This is a genomic window from Lactiplantibacillus sp. 3062 (genome assembly GCF_055413545.1).
Genome location: NZ_JBVAYE010000005.1, coordinates 93,943 through 118,704, shown reverse-complemented (window position 1 = coordinate 118,704; position 24,762 = coordinate 93,943). Strand labels below are relative to the sequence as shown.

Genomic DNA, 24,762 nt, shown 5'->3' with positions numbered 1-24,762 from the left:
GTAGTGCACTTTGTTTATGGTGTTTTGAATTAAAAATATGATTTGATGGTTACGATAATATGATTTTATTCATCAATTTCCGGCGCCGACCCAAGCTCTGCCTGAATCATCCAGATTTTCTTTTCAATTGCGGTTTTGAGACCAATGAAAATATCTTGGGTACTGAAGTCTTTTTCAACATCGGATACTTCAATGCCGTGTTGGTAAAGGTCTTCCAAGTAACGATAGCCATCAACTAAGTGTGCGAGGCGTTCTGGGGTTGTTTTGTCCCATTCACCAGGCCAGTCTTGAATCTTAGTGTTTTCGGCCATTTCTTTTAAGGTCGAGTAAGGACTGCCATCAAGCGCAATCAGCCGTTCAGAAATGACATCGAGTTGGCTGTCAATTTCTTCCATGAACTCATCCATCAAGGGGTGCAACTTCAAAAAGTTGGGTCCACGCATGTACCAATGCGTCTGATGGATAATCATTGACATCTGGCTCAAATCGGCAACGAGTTGATTTAATACTGCTTTGGTTTTCGTATATTTCATTAGATTGATCTCCTTTCGATATGGTTATTATAACTTAGTGGTAGCTTAATCTGAAACGTTATACACTGGCAAATTAAGTTATTTATAGCCCGTAGAATTAAGTCGTTTTGAAAAGATGGAGACGTTATATGGTGGTAATTAGTGCTAACAAAAACGGCCACCGTATGGGTAGCCGTTTGGGTATCTTAATCAGTGTCGAATTAGACCTATTCCCGTTTCTTGAACTTAGCTGCCAGTCCTAGCCAACCTAATCCAGTAAATAAAGCGGCCAGGATACCACCCAGTGTTGCGGCGTGTTCAGATTGCTCACTGGTTTGCGGTAATTGACCCAAATTGTGCGTAGCAGCCGTTGCTGGTGCTTGCTGTTTTCCTGGTTGAGCCAGGGCACTGACTGGTGCAATTGGTGTTGGCTGTGGACTAGTCGTTGGCGACGATTGTGAAGTCGTAGTGCCTTGTGACACGGGCGCTTTTGCCAGCAATGAACTCTCTGGCTGTGGTGCCGGGTTTGGCTGCGGCACCGGGCTCGGTTGTGGTGCCGGGTTTGGTTGTGGTGCCGGGCTCGGTTGAGGTGTAGGGCTCGGTTGCGGCGTTGGTTCAGGCTGAGGTGCTGGTGTCGGCTGTGGTTCGGGCACAGGTTCTGGTTCCGGACCCGGCGTCGGTTGTTCAGGCCCACTCGGCTCCGGCGTGTAAGTGTAAACGACGTGCTGGGCGGTGGTGCCAAAGGTCCCGATCGTTGGACCGACAACTTTGTTGAAGACGTAGCCTGGAATTGACAACTGTTCAGTTTGATAATTTTGACCAAAGTCACCACTTAAAACAATATCCGCGTGAAGTGGCTTTCCATCCGCATCTTGATAACTAACGGTGACGGGAAGCACTGCTTGTTTTTCATAGACGTAAAGGACATGCTGCGGTTCCTTGGTAAAGCTACCGGTCGCGTTAGTTGGTGTCTTGATGAGTTGATAGCCTGGAATCTCTAGCGCTTTAGTCTCATACGCTGCGCCGATTTCACCAGTGTGGGTGATATCAGGTTGTAAGGTTTTACCATCTTCGTCTTGATAACTGGCAGTCACCGGCTGTGGAATCTGCTTGGTATAGATGTAGGTGACTTGTTGCGGTTCCTTGGTAAAGGTACCAGTTGCGTTGCCGATAGTCTTAACTAAGTCGTAGTCTGGAATCTCTAGCGCCTTAGTCTCATATGCTGCGCCGATTTCACCAGTGTGGGTGATATCAGGTTGTAAGGCTTTGCCATCTTCGTCTTGATAGCTGGCAGTCACCGGCTGTGGGACTTGTTTTGTATAAATGTAGATAATGTGCTGTGGTTCAGCTGTAAACGTACCGGCCGCGTTGTCAGGTGTTTTTGTGAGATCGTAGCCCGCGATTTCGAGCGGCTTGGTCGTGTATGGATCACCAGCCAAACCGTTGCAAGTCGTGTCTGGCTGCAGGGTCTTTCCTTGTTCATCCTGATAGCTGACCGTCACAGGGGCTCCAGCTGTTTTATCATAAACGTAAGTGACCGCTTGCGGTTCCGCACTGAAAGTACCTTGTGGGGCGCCTTGGGTCTCGACGTGGGTGTAGTTCGTAATATCAGCCGGGGTGCTTTGATAATCTTCACCAACGAGGCCGGTCAATTCTTCCGAGTCACGCAGAGCGGCACCGTTACGATCGACATGGTGAATGGTTACTGGGGCCGCTTTGGCTGCTAATACATAAGGCTGAAAGACATGGAACACCGGTGAACTGCCATCTGAGCCTTGAGCAACCAAATAAAAGTTTTTATCATTTGGGACAACGTTGATGCTGACGCCGTTAGTGACGAACTGACCGTTGGCATCACCAGTGAAGCCTGGAATCTGTGGTACTAACTGATTGAATGTCAACCCACCTTGACCGTCGGGTACCACGTTACTCAGGTCACCATTCACGGCTTTTCCCGCGCCGTTGAAGTAGAACCGGTAGTAGAATTGGCCGTTAGGAGTTAGTTGAACTGGTTTCAAAATGGCGGCTTGCGATTTAAGGACAGCTTGCTGCCCGTTTGGTAAATAAAAGCGGTTCTTTAAGGTTGCACTGGTCGTGTCTTGATCGACATAAACGAGCGGTTCTAGAATTGTCTGCCCAAGATAAGTAGTTGTCTTGAGGTTCGGTAAGTCTTTAAAGACTGACAAATCAGCAATATGGTTGTAAGCGACGTCCAGTTCTTGTAGGTTTGTCAAATGCGCAATCGGCGATAAATCACTGACACGGTTATGCTGAATATTCAGCACAGTTAATTTGGTCAGACCGGCCAATGGTGAAATGTCAGTCACGTCGCCGTTATAATAACCGCCAAGTGCGTTGAGACCGTTATTGAGCCAAATGGTTTTCAGGTTCGTCGCGTATTGCAGCCCTTCCAAGGAGTATGGTGTGTGACCATCAATATAAGTGTTTTCCCCATAGAATTGGGTTAATAATTGCATATCATCTTTAGTAATATCGTTAACAGATTTAAACTGATGGTCGGGGAGCTTCAACGCTTGTAACTCGCGTAAAACGGCTTCTTGAAGGTGCTTGTTCGGCATCCAAGTATCAATAGATTCATTTGGCGTCGTCGCTGCGGTCGGCACGACTGTACCAACACTAGTCGCGGGCTTTTCAGCTGTCGTTGCCGCTGAAGCAGCTTCTGCGTTAGCTTGTTCGGCATATTCGGAATAGGTACTGGAAGCTAAGCTATTAATAACACTGGTAATTTGAAAAGTAGTCGCTGCCGAAGTCGCGGTGCTAGCGGGAACAGTCGCATGCGAAGTGTCAGGTGTTGCGGCGCTTTCGACACTAGCAGCACTAGCGTCGGCGGAATACGTGCTGGCAGCGATACTATTGACGGCGCTGGTTATCACGCTAGCCGAGGCAGCGCTTGCCGCACTAGCTGCCATCTTAGCACCACTAGTGGGCGCAGACGAGCTGCTCGAAATAGCACTCGTCATTGGATGAATAACCTCTGAACCGTCAGATATCTGGATTGTACTTGTAGTGCTTGCTGCGGCTAATTTTTCTGAGCTAGTCTCACTGGAAGTCGAAAGCGGCACTGACTCGGCAGCACTATCAGTTGTCGTCACACTAGTAGGAGCCGTGCTGTTAGCTGCCGTACTATTAGTGACGTCTGGCGCAGCGGCACTAGCCGTCTTGGTGGTTGTCATACTGGCGACTGAAGTTGGTATGAGTATACTTGCAGAGCTAGCAGGGGTCGTTGAATGAGTTACACTAGAACCGTCAATTTGCTGGATTGTATTCATAGTTTTGTTAGGTGTACTACTTTCAGCACTAGTTGGACTGGAACTAGCATTAGGCGTTGCAGTTGTGTCTGTTGGATACTTAGTGGTCGCAGAGCTGGCCATGGCCGCCGAAGTTGGAATCAGGTTATTGGTGCTTGCTGCCTCGGTCACACTTGAACTAGGTTCGGCGGCGTGACCACTTGTCGCTGAAGAGCTGGCCATTGCTGACATCAATGAGCCACTAGTAGCCGTTGATTTCACGGGCATTGCTGCGGTACTAGTTGCTACAGGACTACTGGTTGTAGCACTGCCAGTTGCGCTACTACCAGTTGTCGATGTTAAGGTAACTTGACTGCCGGATAGCGGGTTAGTCGGCGCTGTTTGATGGACAGTCGGCGCAGTGGTAGTGGGTGCTGTTGTCGAATCAGTGGCCGCAAAGGCGTCTTGATTGGTCAAAATAATGCCGGCCAAAATCGTGGCCGCAATCCCAGTAATTAAGTGCCACTTTGGTGGGTTATTAGTGATAATTTTTCGCTTGTTCAAAATAATCATACTCCTTTTGATGATTGATTTAGTCATAAGCACACTAAATTAGTTAAAGTGTAGCACCATTATTTTGGCGGGTCTAGCCAGTTTGGTGGACGTCTTGTCACTTAGTTGTGAATGGCTGGATGCCGGTGCTTTTCAAAATCATGAAACAAACCGTTATTTGACGGTACTTAACGCCGATGTTGAGCTGAGTTAGAACGGATGGACATTAAGAAGTGCACGCTTTTAGCGCTGAAATGCTTGTTTTTTTAAAGTTTGGTGGCTCGCAAAGGCAAGTTGGTAAACTTGCCTAAGAATGGCCCTCAAGCCAGAGCTACCGATTAACTCGCGAGATTGCGGCGAAATTGGTAGTCACTAAACTGCCCATCGGCGTATCAATGTGAAGACAGCGTAAAACGACCTTTCCGGATAAATTCTGGGAAGGTCGTTATAGGTTTATAAATAAGAAATTAATGACTAACGATTGACTGCTGGTGCGTGTATTGCGCCGCGTGCCGACCGGAATTGCGTCCAGAGTAGAAGGCGTAGCCAACACAGGTTCCAGGCATGTTAGGACCATACGTATCACCAGTTAGTCCAGCGGCGTCGTTGCCAGCAGCATATAGACCGGTGATCGGTTGACCAGCAGTGTCTAAAACTTCATTATTAGTGGTTACTTTGAGACCGCCCATGGTACAAAAGGCGCCGACATTGAGTTCAAAGCCGTAAAATGGACCTTGGGCAACCTTAACGAGATATTCAGGATTCTTGCCGAAATCATCGTCTTGACCATTATCACAATATTGGTTGTAAGTTTGAATGGAGTGGGTGACTTGATCAACGGGTAGGTGCATTTTGGTCGCCAGTGCTTCAATCGTATCGGCTTTAAAAATAAATGGTTTATTGGCGGCCACGGCTACATCGATTTCAGCCTGGAGTTTCGTCATTTTTTCGCCCCGCCGAACGTAAACACCTAAGCCCATGAAGTTCCCGTCCTGAGCCATTTTGTTGATCGCACCTTGGTCGAGAATGCTGAATACTTGGTTTTGGGTGTAGAGCGCGTTGCCGGCGTATGAGAAGTTATAAACGACAGCTTCATCGACAAATCGTTCCCCATGTTCGTTTAGCCAGAGCAACGGTTGCTGACCGGCCGCTGTTTCCATCTGGGAGGCCATGTACTTAAAGGAAGGTTCGCTCGGATCTTTGAGATAACCGCCAAAGAGCATCGCCATTCCCGTGCCATATTGTTGTGCACCGGCTTGCCACGCTAGCCGAAGACCGTCACCAGTTCCTTTACCTGAACTAACTGGAATTAAGCGGCGCGTGTCATAGTGGGTCAGTTTCTGCATCATGTCGGGATTATTGAGGTAACCACCGGTAGCAAGAATGACTGCGGCCGTATTGATGACTTGGGTCTCATTAGTGGCGGCACTTTGAATCGTTACACCGGTAATTGCACCGTCAGTGGCTTGATGTAGCGTGGTGGCGGTCGTGGAAGTCAGTAGTTCGACACCCAGCTTTTGTGCTTGTGGTTGTAAAGCGTCATGTAAGACGGCTTGGCCCATTCCTTTATAAATATGCCACGTGGCTTCGCCGGCACCCATTGCTTGTACGCCTTCGTATTCGACACCTTGATCTTTAAGCCATTGCACCGTGTTGGCGCTATCGTCCAAGTAACGACGCCAGATTCGAGAATCAGCGCGATATTTAGAATATTCGACTTCTTCTTTTAAAACGTCAGTGGCGGAAACGTTGATGTTTTGGGCCTTTTGTAAGTATGAGTCGACGGCAAAGAGACCCTCAGTGTAATTGCTGCTACCGCCAGTATGGCGTCCTTTTTCGAGTAATAACACGGACGCGCCGTATTGTGCGGCTTCTAAGGCTGCCGCTGTTCCTGCTGCTCCGGTACCAACGACGACAATATCGTATGAATCATGTTTTGCTAACGTCATGTCAATTCCTCCAAACTGATTTGTTATCTAATGAGCATTTGACGGTTAAATTCACCATTACTATAATGAAGTAACCGCTATCACACCCTCATCATAACGGGGGTATGGTGGTTAGCAAACAGACAATTTGGTTCGGCAGGCGAATCAATCGTGCGGATGGAGTTGAAAAAATGGATCTTGACCGGCTACAGACGTTCTTAAAAGTTGTTCAGTATGGTAGTTTTCAGCAAGTGGCTGCCCGTGAATACCGTTCACAGCGGACGGTATCAAAGCAAATGACCCAGTTAGAAAATGAATTGAAAGTGACGTTATTTGACCGTGGACAGAACAGAATTCAATTGACTCCTCAGGGGCGGTTATTTTGGGCATCTGCTCAGGATATTGTGAACAACTATACGACGGCCTTGACGGAGTTACGTCAATTTAATGTTCCTACTGATCAAATCTTACGAGTCGGTTATTTCTCAGCCTTTGAGCAGCGGCTCCTATTACCGGCCTTATACGATTTAAAGCAACAGCATTCGGAGCTGCAACTCGTTGTTCGCCAAGGTAGTAACGAGCATCTGGCGCAGCAAGTAGCTGATGGTTCACTTGATTTAGCACTATCGATTAATTATGGCCGTCCCGCCGTTACTCCAGAATCACAGTTAACCGCTGTCCCAATTTATCATAATCAAATGGTGATTGGGGTGAGCCGGCTAAATCCACTGAGTCGGTTGTCACAATTGCCACCGAGTGCGTTGGTGACTTTGCCCATTTTATATTACAGTCCAGAAAGCTCAACATTTTTATTAGAAAGTTTTTTGGCTAGTGCCCCGTTTATTCAAGACTATGAGCAGATTCGGCGAGTATCTAGTGCAGAGCAGATGCACTTGTTAGTTGCGTTGAACCAAGCTTTGGCATTCTATCCTGCGGGGTTAGTGCCAACTAAGCATGATGAACAAGTCGCGTATTTGCCGATTACGGATGCTGCGCAACAAGGCTATGACATCGTGGCGTTATTAAAATCAAACCGGTCCCGGCCGTTGATAGCCAAATTGGTACAGCGGTTAAAGGCGAACGCGAAATCTGACGAGTAGAAGATTAACCTCACAGTGAGAAGGTACTGATACGGTGAGCTTGCTTAAGTAAAAGGACCGGCTGAGATTGCAGGCCTGTAAAAATTCAGTGACTCCGTTATAATAAAACCATTGTTCTCAAACTAATGAATTTATACAGGAAAGTGGGCCCAACATGTTTCAAGATATTCAACCACACGTTTTAAAAAATCAGAATGATCAGCAGCGGGCACCCCGGTCGGGCGATTATATCTTAATTGGTCGTCAACAACAGGTGCTTTTAATGAATGGAACCTTGCCCAAGTACGAAGATGTCGATGCGGATTACGCGTTTAGTCCTGACCAGTATCAGTACTTGCTGGCTGTCGATCAGGCGGCCTTTTTCTGGGTCGATGTTGATGCGGTTGCGAATGATAACTATACCGTTGGCACCACTCGGGGGTTCCGAAACCTGACACCGGCCTGGTTGGCTTTCAGTAGTGCGACGGCTGCCCATTTGGCTTGGTGGTATGATACGAAGCGGTTCTGCGGGCATTGCGGCCAACCATTACATCCAGGCGCTACGGAACGGTCACTGGTGTGTGCAGCGTGTGGTCAGACGATTTATCCGACGATTATGCCTGCGATTATTGTTGGCGTGACGAATGGTGATAAGATTTTGATGACCAAGTTTTTATCCGGCTACAATCATTTTTCACTGATTTCAGGTTATACCGAAATCGGTGAGACCTTTGAAGATACCGTTCGCCGGGAAGTCTTTGAAGAAGTCGGCCTTGAAGTTCATAATATTCGGTACTTCGGTAGCCAACCGTGGGCACCATCGCACTCCTTACTGGCCGGCTATTTTGCGGACCTTAATGAGAACGTGGCAATTGAGCTAGAGACGGACGAACTATCGAAAGCCCAATGGTTCCAGCGTGACCAAATTCCTCATAATGATACGAACACGAGCCTGACATGGACGATGATTGAAGCATTTCGGCATCATCAGGAGAAGTAGAATTATGCTACATTATACCGAAAATTAAACGGAAGTTTTTAATAAGATAGCGTACTGAGAATTGAAAGCTAAATTCTTGGTACGCTATTTTGATGTGATGGTCGAGTCTAAGGCGACTTTCCTACAAACAACCATTATTTAAAACGATGGTAGTGACGATACAAGCAGTTATTTAGTGGGCTATGAGATCATAGCTTGAAGTCAATTAATGATAGTGTCATAAAGTGTGGTTACTTTACAAGATGGACTAAACTGATAATAATCAATATTAGTTATATTAATTAAAAAAGGGTGAAGCAGAATGGCACTACTTATTTCGACTGGTGTGTTAGTGGTTGCGGCAATGGTTAGTATTGTAATTAACCGTCGTTGGCTCCCACGACTATCGGTCAACTATGTGAGCATGTTTATTGGGGCGGGGATTGCGGTTATCCCGTTCTTAAATGGCCTTATCGAAAAGTTCAATTCAGATATTTTTATTGGACTGATTGTAGCACCATTATTATATTTTGAAGGCCAGAATACGCGGCTGAATTTAGTTGGTCGTCACGTACGAGAAATTGTGAGTCTTACAGTTGGCATGGTGATTTTATGTGCAGTCATGGCTGGACTCGGCACTAGCCTGCTAGCGGGTGTTGGACTACCATTAGCCTTTATCTTGGCTGCTATCAGTACACCAACTGACGCAACGGCTACTGAGTCGGTGACGATGGGCCGGGTGCTACCGCAGCGTGAACAGACTAGTTTGAAATTAGAATCATTGTTTAATGATGCTTCGGGAATCATTCTGCTAAACATGGCTATTCTGTGGTATGTTAACGGTTATATTAATTATTCGCAGACCTTATGGGATTTCGTCTATGCGGCTGGTGGAGGGATTGCTTTTGGTGGCCTTGTAAGCGGCTTAATTGTTTATATTCGACAATTAATGTTGCGCTCTAAACTTAATTTTATTAATAACACGTATAATAATGGTACTCCGTTAAAAGTGATTTATTTAATGACACCATTTGTGTTGTACTTTGGTGCTGAAGCACTTGGTGTTTCCGGTATCATTGCTGTTGTATTTGCGGGATTAGTTCATAATGCTGAAGGAGAGCGGAGTGCATTAGCCAATCCTCAGCTCGCCAGTGATATTTATCAATTAATTGGTCTATTGAGCGATATTTTAAATAGTGTGGTCTTTATTGTATTGGGAATTATGTTATTGCGGACCGCGTTGGATCATTCCGTCTCTTATAATGGATCACTGATCTGGATTGTAATTGGTGTTATTTTATACGTGGCCAATCTGTTAGCACGTTATGGTTACGTTCGACTTATTCATCATGTCTCTAATCGAGAAGCGTGGGTATTTGCTTTGGGGGGCATTCATGGTGCTGTGACGTTTGCGTTGGCCTTTACCGTTGCGGAAACTCAAGTTAAAACGACTGATTTCAATTTAGTCTTGATGTCTGAAAGCTTATTGATTATTTTGAGCTTATTAGTACCAACGATTGTTTTTCGCTGGCTATTGCCGAAAATTAAGACTGATACGGATGGTGCGGCCAAAATGGCGGTGATTAGAGAACAGATGATTGAAGCTGGAGTTCATGATTTGTGGCAAATGCCGATTTCACAAGAATTTAAAGCTGCGGTGACGTTTGACCTACGTTCACAGAATGGACACACGACAGTTCGACAGTTTATTTCGGAATGGCGTCGGATGGTCCAACATCCTGAATATACTGCTGATGAAATGCGTGAACTAATGGTTATTTATCGACAAGTATTTCAAACGGAACGCGATTACTTGCAGCGACAATACGATGCGACACATGCCATTAGCGAAGACTTGTTTAACCGCTTGTATCATGAAATTACGATGGCTGAGATGGTTGTTCTGGAGTATGGTGTGAAGTAAGCGGGATAAGCCAAGATTGGTGTGGCAAGTCGAAATATTGATTGGTGATCGTCTCAAATGTAAAGGCACCCCAATACTTATTCACTGTGAATAAGTATTGGGGTGCCTTTTTAAGACTGACTAGAAACCTGCAATTAAATAGTTGGTAATAAATATTAAGTTGGCTGTCAGTGTTTAAATCAATAGGGGGGAATTTTTGTTGATTGCCAGAACTTGATGGGGATATTGCAAGCGAGTGTGATTAGTTGTTTGGAAAGTTCGGCAATGCCACCACTTGATTCATCCGGGGACTGATATGGTGCATGATGTCAAATATGGTCATTAGGATGGCAGTCAAAACAATGACTCGCCGGCGAGTGCCATAATAAAAATTAATGCTGGGTTGTTTAAACGTGAAAACCAACGTCTGATTGGCTGCATTGCAAGGGCTAGTTTCACCCGATTGATTGAAACCCAGAGATCAACGGATGGTCTAACTTGATTAAAGGCTTAAAATTGCATTAAAAACACTTTGTGGCAGCTTAATCGTATTTTTGGACGCGCGGCGTTTATTAGCGCTTTGCCGCCGTAGTAGGGCCGCTTTTTTGGAAGTACTGTGTTGTTCGCCGTTCACTGCTGCATTTTTACGCAATGGTGGGACATCGACGCGGGCGATAACCTTACCTTCAACACGTGCTTGGACGGGTGTGGGATATAGTTGCCGTGGAACCGTCGTCTTCAGATTGGCGACCAATTGCTGCGTCATGTTGGGGGCGTCTTCACGATGGACGATGAAGGTCAACGCATCTACGGGCGCATAGTTGATATCAACTTCAACTTTGACTAGATCACTGACTTCATTAGCCATAAAGGCGGTGCTTAAACTCGCAAAGCCATGTGAGACTGATTTTAGTTCTGAGAAAAAGTGGTAGGCGATTTCTGACAAGGGTATCTTGAGACTTGCAACAATCAAGTCCCCGCTGTTTGCCAAGTCGATCAAGGTCCCTTTATGCTGTTCCGCAAGCTTTAAGACGGCATTTAGATTGTCAGCAGGCATCGTGATCTCGGCTTTCATAAAGGGTTCAGTCACTTCTTTAATGAGACTGAATGCCGGAAACTGAACGGGATTATTGACGATCATTTGCTGACCATTGGTGAGTGTAACGTGGTAAGTCACATTGGGAGCCGTTGTTAGCACGTCGACCCCGTACTCATCGTGGAGTCGTTCACGAATGATTTGGAGGTGAAAGGTCCCTAGAAATCCGCAACGGAAGCCAACGCCAAGCGCCTCGGATCGTTCTTCAACATAGGTAAATGACGGGTCGTTCAAGTTCAATTTTTGAACGGCTTCCTTAAGTGCCGGATAGTCATTATTCTTAGGATATAAGCCCGCGAAGACCATTGATTTGGCTGGTTGGTAGCCGGCTAGCGGCCACTGCGTGGGGGTGGCGACGGACGTCAGCGTATCACCAACACGGACTTTTCGTGGATCTTTAATACCAGTGACCACGTAACCGACGTCACCAGCGCTTAGCGATTCTTGGGGGTGCATTTGAGGCGCGAAGACACCAATGGCCTTGCCGTTAAAATCCTGTTGTCCTTGCATTAAGCACAGTGCTTGTTGTGATTTGAGCTGACCATCAATCAGTCGGACATAGGCAATGACACCTTGATATGGGTCATACAACGAATCAAAGACTAAAGCTTTCAGCGGCTGGTGTAAGTCGCCTTGGGGAGCTGGCAACCGCTGCTTGATGGCTTCCAAGACGGCCGGCACGCCTTGCCCGGTTTTAGCGGAGATTTGCAAGACTTGCTCGGGTGTGAAAGCTGAGTCGAGGTCGTTCAATTGGGCCAACGCAGCGTCAATATCCGCAGAGGGCAGATCAACTTTATTGAGAACTGGTATCAAGGTTAATTGACGTTGTTTGGCAATTCGGTAATTGGCAATGGTCTGCGCTTGAACGCCCTGAGTGGCGTCTACTAATAGGATGGCACCCTCGGTAGCAGCCAAGCTTTTAGCCACTTCGTAATTGAAATCAACGTGACCAGGGGTGTCAATTAAGTTATATTCATATTCTTGACCATCATCGGCCTGATAGTAATTCCGAACTGTGCGTGCTTTGACAGTCACACCATGAGCCTGTTCAACGGTCATATCGTCTAATAATTGGGCGTGTTGTTCACGCGCACTGACGGTCTGGGTCAGCGCCATGATTTGATCCGCCAACGTTGATTTACCATGATCAATGTGGGCGATGATGGCGAAGTTACGGATATGGGATTGTTTCATTTGTGCGAAAACTCCTTCAAATATTGGGTCAAGTAGTAACGAATTTGTTGTTGGGCCTCCGGTATGAGTCGAATTTCGAAGTCGGGATAATCAACGGATAATTTATGATGATTAAAGCTGGTCAAAGCCGCCATATTCATGAGCCCACTGATAATGCCACTTTGAATAATGAACAGGTGGCTAAATTGGGACTGGTCTAATAAGTGGTCTGTTTGGATAACGAGTTGTTGTCCTAAGCGTTGACTGGCGCGATACAGGGCCTCACGTTGTGTGATGGTTTCCTGCATGTTAGCTTTGCCTTCTAGGATTGGCCCACGAATGGCATTCAATCGAATCAGAACGCTATGTTCTTCAATTAATTGGCGAGTTTGGGTGGTCATCCACGCGATAAAGTCGTCAGCTGATAGTGGTGGTTGCTGGGCTAAGTCGGTCGTGAGTTGGATAAAGTATTGTTGATAGTCTTCCAATAAAATCGTCATGAACAAGTCTTCTTTGGTCGTGAAATAGCGAAAAGTCGCCCCCTTAGAGCTACCGACGGCTTCCGCAATTTGCTGCATGGTGATTTCGGGATAGCTCCTATGGGCAAATAAATTAATGGCAGCCGTCATGATGGCTTGACGCTTGGCTGCTTTTTGACTGGGCGTATAGATATTAGCCATGTCGGATCCTCCTAATTTAAAAATGACCGGTGGTTATCTTTGAACCAGAATACGCCAAAAATAACCACGGGTCAAGATTGAAGTGGTGAGTGCTGGGCTAAGTCGGTCTTGAGTTGTGTAAAGTACCGCTGATAGTCTTCCAATAAGAGCGTCATGAACGAGTCTTCTTTGGTCGTAAACTAACAAAAGGTCATTCCTTTTAATATTTAATTATTAAATATATGGTATTAATTATAGTTTCTATTGGAATAGGTTCGGAGTTAAAGGGAGAGCAGAGCTGCATTATTTAGTGGGATTTATCATTACAACTGGCAATGATTAGATAACTAGGCAGGTTGGGTGATTAAAAGCGCTATGTGTAGTTTGCGGATATTTTGGAAAGTGATAATCAGGCCGAATATTAATGGTGTCCATCCGGTTTATTCGGTCTAACTGTCACGTAAGCCTTCTGGATTAACAGGGGTGGATAAATGCAATAAATACGTTAAAATTTTTAACCATTATAAAATAATAATGTTATAATTATACGGTAAACAGGGGAAACAATACTGTCTGTTATCTATTGTTGATAATAAGGGTATCAGCGCGATATTAAATTTATTTTTATAATCAAACTGTGGATGAAAGGTTAACGGCTGAGCCGTTAGTCTCTAATAAAGGGCGATAATGATTAAGAAACGGTGCAAAAAGACGCCAGTACGGATCAGAAGTCCAAAATAGTCTGCGTTATATTGTAACTACCGTGCAGGCTAATCGTTGGCAAGGCCGGTTACCACCGACTAGTGAGCAAGTGTGCCAATGGTTACTAGTTGCATTAGGTGTTCTACTACTGGGACTGTTATTGATTGCTAGTTAGGGTAACTATAAATGTGAGCGCTATCAATGACTGAAGTTGAAAGATTACGCTGTCACATAGAATTGCTGATTAAAAGGGGATGGTCGGGTGCGGCGAATATGTAAAGTATTAATGGTAATTATCAGTATTATTTTAGGAAGTAGTGCGCCATTGAATATGGCAATACCACCGTTATTGGCGCTGGCCGCGCCGGACACTAGTAGTTCTTCGACGATGAGTAGCAGCGCAATTAGCAAAGTTACTGATACCAATGTGATGGCCGTGAGTGCGGATGTGACGAGTACAACAGACACGTCTGATACGAGTAGCTCTGACAGTACGTCGGCGACTAGTACCACGACGGGTAATGATACCACTGAGACGGCAGACACGGCAGTGGAATCTGGAACTGTTGGGACGGTAGCATGGACCATTGACGACGCAGGGGTGTTAACGCTTAGTGGTGGTAGCTTTGCTGATTTAACTGGTAAACGTTCGCCTTGGTATGATTATGCTTCATCGATTACGAATATAAAGATTACGGATGAAATTACGGTCACAACGGCTTCGAATTATGGATACTTGTTTGCTAGCCTCGCTAACGTAGCAACAGTCACAGGTTTAAATAAGCTTTCGATGAGTGGTGTAACTAGTACCCAGTCTATGTTTTATCGTGATAGCAAGTTAACTTCAGTCGATTTTGGACAGACCGATTTTTCAACAGTGACTACTATGGAATCAATGTTTGAAGGGTGTAGCGTGTTAACTAAAGTAAATACTACGAACTGGAATGTCAGTCATGTAAAGAGTTTTAAGAGAACATTTTACATGTGTGGAAAACTCACTATGCTTGATGTGAGTAACTGGGATGTAACACAAGTAACTAATTTAGACAGTACATTTTCTGGCTGTTCTTCACTGCCTGAGTTAGATGTCAGTCGCTGGAATACTGCTAATGTGACAACACTAGCGTCTACATTTTATAGTTGTTCTTCAGTAAAGATAATAAACGCAAGTGGTTGGGATACGGCACGAGTAACCGATATGACTGCTACTTTTATGAACTGTACTTTGGCAACTGAACTTAATGTTAGTGGTTGGGATACAGCGAAGGTAACTAGCATGTCTCGAATGTTTTTTTATTGTGAAAATGTCATCCAACTAGACGTTTCTGGATGGATCACTTCCCAAGTAACTTCACTGGGGAGTATGTTTCAAAACTGTTCTAAAGTAGTAACGCTGGATGTTGGTACTTGGGATACTAGTAAGGTAACGGATATGTCATTTTTATTTGGAGGCTGCAGTTCTTTAACGACTTTAAATCTTGAAAAATGGGATACTGGTTCTGTAACAACTCTTTATTCCACCTTTTATAACTGTTCTGGGTTGACTAGTTTGCTGGTTGATACTTGGGATACTAGTAAAGTTACAAATTGTTTTTGGACGTTTGGTGGTTGCTCATCATTAACAACTCTCAATCTTCGTAGCTGGGATCTTCAATCTGCTACCGCCAGTTACGGGAATTTTTTTAATGGTTCAAAAAAATTACAGCATTTGACACTAGGTCCTAATTTTACGTTTCATAATGATAAGACGATGTACTTGCCGGAGCCAAGCAAACAACTACCATACAATGGGACGTGGCAAAGGAACAATGATGATCCAACCTATACGTCGGCGGAACTAATGACTAATTATGATGGCGCAACCATGGCGGGGACCTATAACTGGGTTAAGACAAGTGGAACGGTGCTTGTCAAATACGTAGACGGCGATGGTGTTGAAATTGCGGATGAAGAGACGTCATCCGGGACATCGGGTGATGCTTACCAAACAACGGCCAAAACGATTGATGGTTATACGCTTCATGCAACGCCAACTAATGCAACTGGAACGTATGACGCTTCGACGATTACAGTAACCTATGTGTACGATGGTAACTTATTCTTCAATTCGTCACCAACAATGCTCGATTTTGGCAGTCATACAATATCGGGAACAACTGAAACTTATGTGCCTACTCTGGATAAGACACTTGCGGTTCAGAACAATGGGCAAATAAGTTCAACCTGGAATTTGACTGCAGAACTCGATAGTTCAGGCTTTGTGGGAGCGGACACTGGAAAAATGTTGTTGGCTACATTATATTACCAGACCGATGATGGAAAAATGACCTTGTCACCTGGGGTAGCCGTACAAGTCTACTCACAGACAACGACTGATCATAAAAGTGTTGATATTTCGGAACATTGGTCCAGCAACTTAGGATTGCTACTAGAAGTCCCAAATGGGGCTGCCATGGCTGACACATACCAAGGCACGATTTCATGGCGTTTGAATAATACCGTGGCCAATAATTAATTAGTGATTCATAGTTAAAAACACAGCTTAGTTTGAAAGGAAGCGTATTGTAATGAAGAAATTCGTTTTGGGATTAATGATTTCTGCAGGACTTTTGGGAGCCACAACGGTTGTGGCTAATGCTGATACGACTGGTTCTTCGACCGGTGATGTAACATTTACTGGGGGAACATTGTCAATGAGTGTTGACGCTACTCATTTAGCTTTCGGTAGCAACACGATTAGCTCCAGTGATGCCACCTTAGCCACTTCATCGACACCAACCGTTACGGTAAGTGACTTACGTGGGACCAGTGCAGGCTGGACCTTAACGGTTGCTCAGGGGCAACAATTCAATACAGCTCTTAATGGGACTGGTTCATCGCTGATTAATGCTGCTTTGACAGTTGCGGGTACTGAGAGTGATTCGGCAGTGACAAATGGCAGTACTACGTTAACGCCGGGGACAACTTCTGCCGCGGGTGCAGCTGGGACCGTCGCTTCTGCTAAGAATGGGACTGGTAACGGGGCATCAACGGTGACATTTAGTGATTCTAAGCTGGCTGTTCCTGGGAAAACGACTAAATTAGCTACGGGGTACACAATCACGTTAACTTGGAATTTAAACGACACACCAGGTAACTAATCCGGGTGAACAATTAGCCGATGTTGGCTACGGCCAATGTCGATACATAATCTGAGAAAAAGGCGGGGTTAAAGTGCAGAAACGATTGCGATTATCTTTGGGAATGTTATTGGCGGTTGTCGCTAGTCTATTAATGATGGGACAAGTAGCCTCTGCTGATCAGGGCGTTGGTTTTGAAATCACGCCAGTCCAGTCTAGCAGTCAGGTCGATAAGCGTCTCTCTTACTTTGATTTGAAGTTAAAACCGCGACAAACACAAACCGTTGCGGTCAAAATTCATAATACGGCTAGTGAGCCCATTACGATCAATATAGGTATCGCTAAGGCCACGACAAATATTAATGGGGTTGTGGAATACAAACATACGAATAATCGCAGTGCGAATTTGCCGTATGATATTAGCAAATTAGTGACAACTGATGAACCACAAGTCAAGCTGGCTAAGGGGCAAGTCAAGACGGTCAAGTTTCAAATTAAGATGCCGGCCCAAAGTTATCAAGGCATTTTAGCAGGTGGGATAACTTTCCTGAAAAAGGCCACGGCAACTGATACTAAAAAGGCCGTGGCAGTCAATAATCAATACGCTTATACTGAAGCTGTAATTTTGCATGGTAGTAAAGACCTAACGACCAATCAGCTGACGATGAATAAGATTACGGTCAAACAGCTCAATGGGCGCAATGCTATTAATTTTCCGTTAGTCAACCATACGGCGGCTTACTTAAATAAAGTACAAACTAACATCAAGATTTATCATCGGGGTGGCAGTCAAGTTGTCTACCATCAAAAGTTAGCGAACGGCCAGATGGCACCTAATTCAATCTATAAATTGCCATTGCAGACAGGAGAAAAAGCGCTAGCAGCTGGTAAATACACGGCCGTCGTGAAAGTTACTTCCAAAAAGCAACACTGGCAATTTAAGCAGAATTTTGTGATTACAAAGGGCCAAGCGGATACCTTGAATAAGACGGCGGTCTTGAAGCAAGGGCCTAACTGGTGGTTATATATCGGGATTGGCTTATTACTGTTATTATTGATTATCCTGGTAATTTGGTATATTCGGCGCAAGCAGAAGAAAATCAGGTCGCTTGAAGAACAGTTAGCTGAAAAGAACCGTCAAGATAGTGAATCATAATCAAGACGCAAGTGCAATTTAATCGATTAGCACAGATTAACAATTAACATGAATAGTGGATATCAAGGGCGTTTTGGGAATGTAATATTCTGAAGATGCTCTTTTTGAATTGTTTGATATAAAACAGAAATTAACGAACATTGAATGACTAATAACCACCTGGAAAATACCGGCATACTATTAAAGTAATGTTGCAAGGATTAGATGTTTTGACGATATTTATAATTAATGTATAAATGTTGTTGGAGAATATGGTTCTATGTTTATCTAAAATAGTTATAGTATATATCATGACTATAGGTGCTAAATTGAAGTTGAGTTCTCAGTAAAGTGTTGTTATATCAAAACTTTGGTGGCCGTTAATTATTAGGTCTACTGTTAGTAAGAGGTGTATACTGATTGATAATATGAGATATATAGGGTATTAATACTGTTATAACTAATTGAAAATGTTTCGGGGTAGATAGAATGCAAAGACGACGCTTACAACGAGCACAATTAACAGAAAAACGAACTTATAAAATGTATAAAAAAGGACGCCTGTGGTTAATTGCAGGGTTGAGTACTTTCACTTTGGGTGCTAGTCTGCTACCGATGATGGGGCGGGCAGACACGACTAGTACGACTGCTGAGCAACAGGGGACGGGGACAGAGACAACTGGCAACCAAGTTACATTGGCTAGTAAGTCGGTTGGTAGTAGTTCGATGGCTAATGATGGCGAAGAAAAAACTAATAACAGTCAGGTAGAGACGAGTAGTGAAGCTAGTAATGTTACTGCATCGACTGAAGCTAAGTCAACGGAATCAACGACTCAGACTGTGGTTGATTCCACCGTGACTAGTACGGCTACTGAAACAACACGTGCAAACGGTGCTACTAATCAAACCAGCAAAATGTCCATAGTCGATACGACGTCTAACAACACAGAACAGAATCAAGCAGTAGGTGGTACAACAGACAGTACGGCAAGTACCGCAACTATTGAGGATCAAGCTAAGGCCGCCAACAGAGCAACCACTGATGGCAAGATAAATACGGCTACAGTAGCTACGAAAACAACTACAACTGCCAGTTATGCAACCGCGGATATTAGTACGAATACCATTCGCGGTGCGCAGAAGCTAGCACGAGCTACTGTGGCCACTGTTGCGACAGTAAATTCAGCGACTAAGACGTATGATGGTAAGATAGATACACCAAATCGCTATACGATTACGCTAACTGACGGAACTAAGGCGCCTTCAGATTGGGCTGTAACGAGTACTGCGAATGTTTATACGGTTACTGACTTAACGGACGTTGATACGTCCAAGTTTGGATCGAGTGTTGGAACATACATATTGGCACTCTCAACGGCTGGAATTACTAAGCTAGCTGAAGCTAATAGTAGCGCGGATATAACGGCTGCTAACGTGGCGACAGGAACACTAACAATCAAGCAAGCTCCGGTACCGACTGCGATAATTACCATTGGTTCAGCCAGTATTGACTATGGGGATGCTAAACCAAGTACGTATACAATTACGGTGCCGAGTCAGTATGCAGTCCCCAGCACCTGGACGTTAGCTAGTTCGGCTACTGATGGAACGACTAATACTTATACGATTGCAAGTTCTAGTGGCGATGTTATGGTTCCCACAGCAACCCAATCTGGAACGTATCAGCTTGTGTTGTCAGATCAAGGCTTGACAGCTTTACAACAGGCTAATCCTAATGCTGCTATTACTGCTGATACGATTATTGCTGGTAGTTTAGTTATTGCGGCACATGACATTATTACGATGGGTGCGACGACAATTGTCGTTAATAAAACGACTAGTACGGTTCCGGTGACGGTCAATAGTCGTACTATTGTGGTTCCAACAGGTTGGACAATTCGTTACGATGATATTCAGACTGATGCGATTGTGTATGACGTCCCCGTTTCCGATACGACATATTCGGAAGCGGTTAATACTGCTGTGGTTGATAAATACACCATTACATTGACTGATGATACGATAGAAACATTAGCTAACCTTAACAGCAGTACGACTTTTAATAGTACGACGGTTGGTAAGGGAGTAGTGCTTGTCAAGGCTAGTGCCGCAGTTGCCATCTCACCTGCAAACTATGGCGCGCAGGCTAGTGCCGAAACTCCGGTAACAGGGCTGACAATTTCACATGCCCGAACAAAGGGAATTGATTTAGCATATGGTCAGGCGCTGTATTTGATCTTGCCGCTTATTAATATGAATCCATCAGGAATGACTGTGGCTAATCTTACTGATTATGTTATTATTCCATCTGGTTTTAAGGTTGCTACTAATAGTGAAGGAGCTATTAACATAGCGACTGATCCAAGTAGTGTGTTAACGTCTGCTATTGAAGCAATGATGACGAAAAATGATGTGACCTATCAGGGGTTAAAGGTGACCCAACTGACAGACTACAGGGGTCGCCAAACATTTAAAATTCATTTTGATAAAACCACTGTTTATGACGGTGGTGCATTTGCAACGCTAAAATATGCATTATTACCGGTCATTGCTGTTCAAAACACTGGGGTGACTAGTGGTTTAATTGGTAATCAAGTTTCAAGCCCGGATTCGGCGGTGGTTTATGTTACTGATGATTCTAATGAAAATAATGGTAGTTATTCGTTGAATTTGCAAAATTATACTAATATTGACAGTGTCGCTGATGCATTAGGAATTGCGGATGCTGTCACGATTGGTAGTGGTTTCACAAGTTACCTATATCATTACACGCTATCGGCCAAAACGATTACCGATACTTATAGTTTAGTAGGAAACGATGGCACGTCATTAGGCGAAGTAACTTTTACGGGCGACAGTGGTAAGACGTATGTACCGATGACTAAATTACCCATGACAATTACACAAAATGGCGTGACGTATTATTTGAACACTAGTGCAGTTTCGTTAACTCAGACATATTCTGGTGATAGTAATTCAAATTACACAGTTACTTACCAGCGCTACGTCACAACGACGACTGATACTGCGGCCAAGATAACGATTGCACTAGCTTCAAAAGTCTATGATAACAACGTCACGACTGATCCAAGTCGCTATACGGTATACTTGCCGACTGAATATACGGCCCCAAGCGATTGGACTGCTGATAGCGCGGCGACGGCTGTGGATGGGACGACGGCGTACCAAGTCAGTACCGACTACCTTAACACCACTGCAATCGATCAAAACGTGGGCACTTACGCTGTCACGCTGAATAGCGCCGGGATGGCAGCCTTATCCGCTGCTAATCCAGATTTCTTGATTGCAGGCGATGTGAATGTTGGTGGGACTCTGACGATTACTCAACGTCCAGTGACGATTACTTTGCCGGATACGATTCTGTGGGCCAATGGTCAGGAACAAAATATTACGCCGGTCATTACTGGTGTTGTTGCGGTGCAAAGTTTGGATTACACGTTAACGTCAGGGTTAACTGATCCGGACACGACAACCATTACGGCCACGCTGACGAATGCCGCTGCTAATAGTAATTATAAATTGACGAATTCACCTAGTGGTCAGTTGACGGTGGGCGCCGTAACGGTTGTCTATCAGTATGGGTACCGCGACAAAGCGGGGACGCTACACGTGGTAACAACGGCTAATGGAACGGCGACGCACGGGACTGATGTTACCGCTAAGGACTATTTGAGCTACACCACGAGTGATACGACTGCTACGCATGCCAAAACTGGTTATACGTTACAACCAGAAAGTACTGGCTACCAAGCCGATGGTACTTTAGCGGACATTGGTGGTCAGGTCGTGTACACCTATTTAGCGAACACAGAAAAGATTGCGGTCGTTTACGTCGATCAAGATAAGAACAACGTGATTTTATATCAGGTCCCCCTCAGTGGGAGCTTTGGCACACACACGAATTATACGACGGTGCAGGACATTGCGGCGTATGAAAAATTAGGCTACGTGCTAGCTTCGGATGAGGTCCCAGCGCAGCTTGAGTTTGATCAGGATACTGAACAGACCTACTACGTATACCTGAAACATGGCACCATCACGGCGACGGTTGATCAGCCAGGTAACGTGGCCGTTAGTGATTTGATGAAGACCAGTCAGCGAACGATTCATTACGTTTATGCTGATAACACACCCACGGACTTAGCGGATGTGCTTCAAACGGTCACGTATACGCGCACGGCAACGGTGGATGCGGTGGATAGAACGGTCCTTTCGTACGGTAATTGGACGACCACTGTGAATAGCTATCCGGCCATTGAGTCGCCGACCATTACTGGTTACACGGCGGATCAAACGACTATCGCGGCGGCTGTACCCGCTAGCATGGGCGAGACTACGGAAACAACGGTCCGATACAGCGTTAATTCTGAAACAATCCGGGTTCAATTTGTCGATGGGACTACGGATAACCAGGTCTTAGGTTATATTGATTTGAATGGGAAATACGGTGATGCTGCCGACTATACGGTCACTGCTGACATTGCGAAGTATGCAAAATTAGGCTATGAACCAGTTCGCTCGGATTTGCCTAATCAGCTGATTTATAATCAGAATGCCCAAGTTTATACGGTTATACTAGCGCATCGTCACATGACGGTCAGCGTTGATCATCCGGGCCAACCTGGTCAGGCCATCGATGCTGATTATCCAGCCGGTCCTAAATATCCGGCAGGAACTGGTCGTGATTCGTTGGAACAAACAGTGACTCGGACGATTACGTATCAATATGCGTCAGGTGAATCAGCGGCTGAAACGGTTAACCAGTCGGTCACGTTCAATCGCACGGCAACTTTCGACATGGCAACGGGTAAGCAGCTGACTTACGGTGACTGGACAGTGGCACCTGGTCAGTCAGCACTATTGGCCGCGGTCACGTCACCAACGATTACAGGTTATCAAGCCAGTGTTACAGAAGTCGAAGCAGCGTCGGTCACTAGTCACGATAAGCCGCACTTGATTGCAATCACGTACACGGCCAAATCACAGACCGCAACCGTTGCGTTTGTGGATGTAACGAGTGGTAAAACACTACCTACGACGGTAGTAACTGGTGCTTATGGCACTACGAATGATTATTCACCCGTTTCACAGATTACTGCGTATGAAAAACTGGGCTATCGATTAGTTTCGAATAATGTTCCGACGACTGGCATCATTTTTGATCAAGATAACGTCATTAAGTCATACACGGTCAAGCTAGCGCATCAAATGACGACGGTCACGCCAACTAAGCCTGGTCAACCAGGTCAACCAGTTGATTCCGCTCATCCAGAAGGGCCCAAGTACCCAGCTGGTACTGGGCTTAAAGATTTAACAACTAGTGTTCAGCGAGTCATTACCTATGTTTACAATGATGGTCAAACTGCGGCGCCAACCGTCACGCAAACGGTCAGTTTTGAGCGCAAGGCGACCTTTGACCAAGTGACAAAGGTGGTGACGTATATGGATTGGCGTACACCTGAATCAGCGTTGACGGAGGCATACGCAGTCGTTGAATCGCCAATAATTGCTGGCTACACCCCGAACGCAACCCGTGTGGCTAGTGTAACTGTCAGTGCCAAAGATACTGAGTCGCGACAAACGGTTACTTACCAAGCAAATCTGGAAACGGCGACGGTGACTTATGTCGATGCCACGACGGGCCACCGACTGGGTACAAGCGTGACGTTAACCGGACGATTCGGTACGCAAGCGGATTATCAACCAACGACAATGATTGCGCAGTATACCCAGGCAGGCTATGTCTTGATGGGGAGTGATTATCCGGCAACGGGTGTTACTTTTAATCAGGCGGGCGTCGTTCAGAAGTATACGGTGTACTTGGCTCATAACAAAATCGTGATTACGGCACCAGATCAGCTCACCAAAACGATCACGCAAACGGTTCACTATCAGGATCAGGCTGGGCACACGCTTCAAGCTGATACGATCCGGGCGCTGACGTTCACGCGTTCTGGGATGAAAGATGCGGTGACTGGTGTGGCAACGTATCGTGATTGGGCACCGACCGGGTTGAACTTTACAGCCGTGTCTGCGCCAACGATTGCGAAATACCATGCGTTGACGGCGACCACTCAGGCCGTGGCAATCACGGCTGCTAGTGCTGATGATGTCCAAACGCTAACATATGCGCTGGACGTCCCAACACCGACGAAACCGGTCAAACCGACTAAGCCAGCCAAACCGACTAAGCCGACAACATCGGACGATTTAATCAAGCCAACGACGAAACCAATCACGGCTGCTAAACCAACGCAACTCACTGAGCCAGCAACGGTTGTGAAGGATTTTCAAGCCACAACTGGCAACCAGACGCCAGCTAAATCGACAAGGACGTTGGTATCGAGTCGCATTAAGGCTGTCAAAACAGCTCCTGCATCAGCGATCATCAAGCCGGGAAGTAAAGTAACGGAGCCGGCTCACAAGGCTCAAGCAGATACAACGAGTCGATTGCCACAGACCGGTGAAACGCGGCGGTCTGAAGCAGCTGCTGAAACACTAGGGCTCACACTAGCAACATTATTGCTGGGCTTTGGTGGCTTGAAGCGTAAGCGGCATGAAAAGTAATGAATTTTTTTAACTGTGCATAACAAAAAACGCTTAACATCCTAGCATTGGCGAAAAGTCAATGGGAATAGGGTTTGTTAAGTGTTTTT

The 24,762-nt window shown here is 45.4% G+C and carries 12 protein-coding genes; 7 read left to right on the top strand and 5 right to left on the bottom strand.

All coding sequences use genetic code 11. The features are described 5' to 3' along the window. Positions 1–65 precede the first annotated feature (65 nt). The 3 genes from ACWQAU_RS09090 to ACWQAU_RS09080 form a co-directional block, all read right to left on the bottom strand. Positions 66–533 (bottom strand): Dps family protein, encoded by a 468-nt coding sequence (locus ACWQAU_RS09090; RefSeq protein ID WP_003587210.1) that lies wholly within the window; start codon positions 531–533, stop codon positions 66–68. A 206-nt stretch (positions 534–739) separates the two neighbouring features. After that, entirely contained in the window at positions 740–4,324 is a 3,585-nt protein-coding gene (locus ACWQAU_RS09085) for a MucBP domain-containing protein (protein ID WP_027821724.1), read from the bottom strand. Between the two features lie 455 nt (positions 4,325–4,779). Then, on the bottom strand, positions 4,780–6,261 hold the full coding sequence (locus ACWQAU_RS09080) for an FAD-dependent oxidoreductase (protein WP_027821725.1): 1,482 nt from the start codon (positions 6,259–6,261) through the stop codon (positions 4,780–4,782). Between the two features lie 170 nt (positions 6,262–6,431). On the opposite strand from ACWQAU_RS09080, the gene ACWQAU_RS09075 reads away from it, so the two are divergent. The 3 genes from ACWQAU_RS09075 (at position 6,432) to ACWQAU_RS09065 (ending at position 10,222) form a co-directional block, all read left to right on the top strand. After that, positions 6,432–7,340: a LysR family transcriptional regulator gene (locus tag ACWQAU_RS09075; protein WP_060418101.1), complete on the top strand. Its 909-nt coding sequence runs from the start codon at positions 6,432–6,434 to the stop codon at positions 7,338–7,340. A gap of 154 nt (positions 7,341–7,494) precedes the next feature. Continuing rightward, positions 7,495–8,319: an NAD(+) diphosphatase gene (nudC, locus tag ACWQAU_RS09070; RefSeq protein WP_027821727.1), complete on the top strand. Its 825-nt coding sequence runs from the start codon at positions 7,495–7,497 to the stop codon at positions 8,317–8,319. A gap of 301 nt (positions 8,320–8,620) precedes the next feature. Beyond that, the gene (locus tag ACWQAU_RS09065; RefSeq protein WP_027821728.1) at positions 8,621–10,222 is read left to right on the top strand and encodes a cation:proton antiporter; all 1,602 of its coding nucleotides are present in this window, start codon (positions 8,621–8,623) and stop codon (positions 10,220–10,222) included. Between the two features lie 481 nt (positions 10,223–10,703). Here ACWQAU_RS09065 and lepA read toward each other — a convergent pair whose 3' ends face one another. Continuing rightward, on the bottom strand, positions 10,704–12,491 hold the full coding sequence (gene lepA, locus ACWQAU_RS09060) for a translation elongation factor 4 (protein ID WP_027821729.1): 1,788 nt from the start codon (positions 12,489–12,491) through the stop codon (positions 10,704–10,706). Then, positions 12,488–13,150 carry a TetR/AcrR family transcriptional regulator gene (locus tag ACWQAU_RS09055; protein WP_027821730.1) on the bottom strand — a complete coding sequence of 221 codons (663 nt, stop codon included), beginning with the start codon at positions 13,148–13,150 and terminating at the stop codon, positions 12,488–12,490. Before ACWQAU_RS09055 ends, lepA begins: the two co-directional genes overlap by 4 nt. Positions 13,151–14,093: 943 nt before the next feature. On the opposite strand from ACWQAU_RS09055, the gene ACWQAU_RS09050 reads away from it, so the two are divergent. From ACWQAU_RS09050 to ACWQAU_RS09035, 4 genes are all read left to right on the top strand, one after another. Beyond that, the gene (locus tag ACWQAU_RS09050; protein ID WP_079111847.1) at positions 14,094–16,346 is read left to right on the top strand and encodes a BspA family leucine-rich repeat surface protein; all 2,253 of its coding nucleotides are present in this window, start codon (positions 14,094–14,096) and stop codon (positions 16,344–16,346) included. Between the two features lie 52 nt (positions 16,347–16,398). After that, positions 16,399–16,971 (top strand): WxL domain-containing protein, encoded by a 573-nt coding sequence (locus tag ACWQAU_RS09045; protein WP_027821731.1) that lies wholly within the window; start codon positions 16,399–16,401, stop codon positions 16,969–16,971. Positions 16,972–17,044: 73 nt separating this feature from the next. After that, positions 17,045–18,106 (top strand): DUF916 and DUF3324 domain-containing protein, encoded by a 1,062-nt coding sequence (locus tag ACWQAU_RS09040; protein ID WP_021355886.1) that lies wholly within the window; start codon positions 17,045–17,047, stop codon positions 18,104–18,106. Positions 18,107–18,574: 468 nt separating this feature from the next. Next, positions 18,575–24,673 carry a mucin-binding protein gene (locus ACWQAU_RS09035; protein WP_027821732.1) on the top strand — a complete coding sequence of 2,033 codons (6,099 nt, stop codon included), beginning with the start codon at positions 18,575–18,577 and terminating at the stop codon, positions 24,671–24,673. The last annotated feature ends 89 nt before the right edge of the window (positions 24,674–24,762 follow it).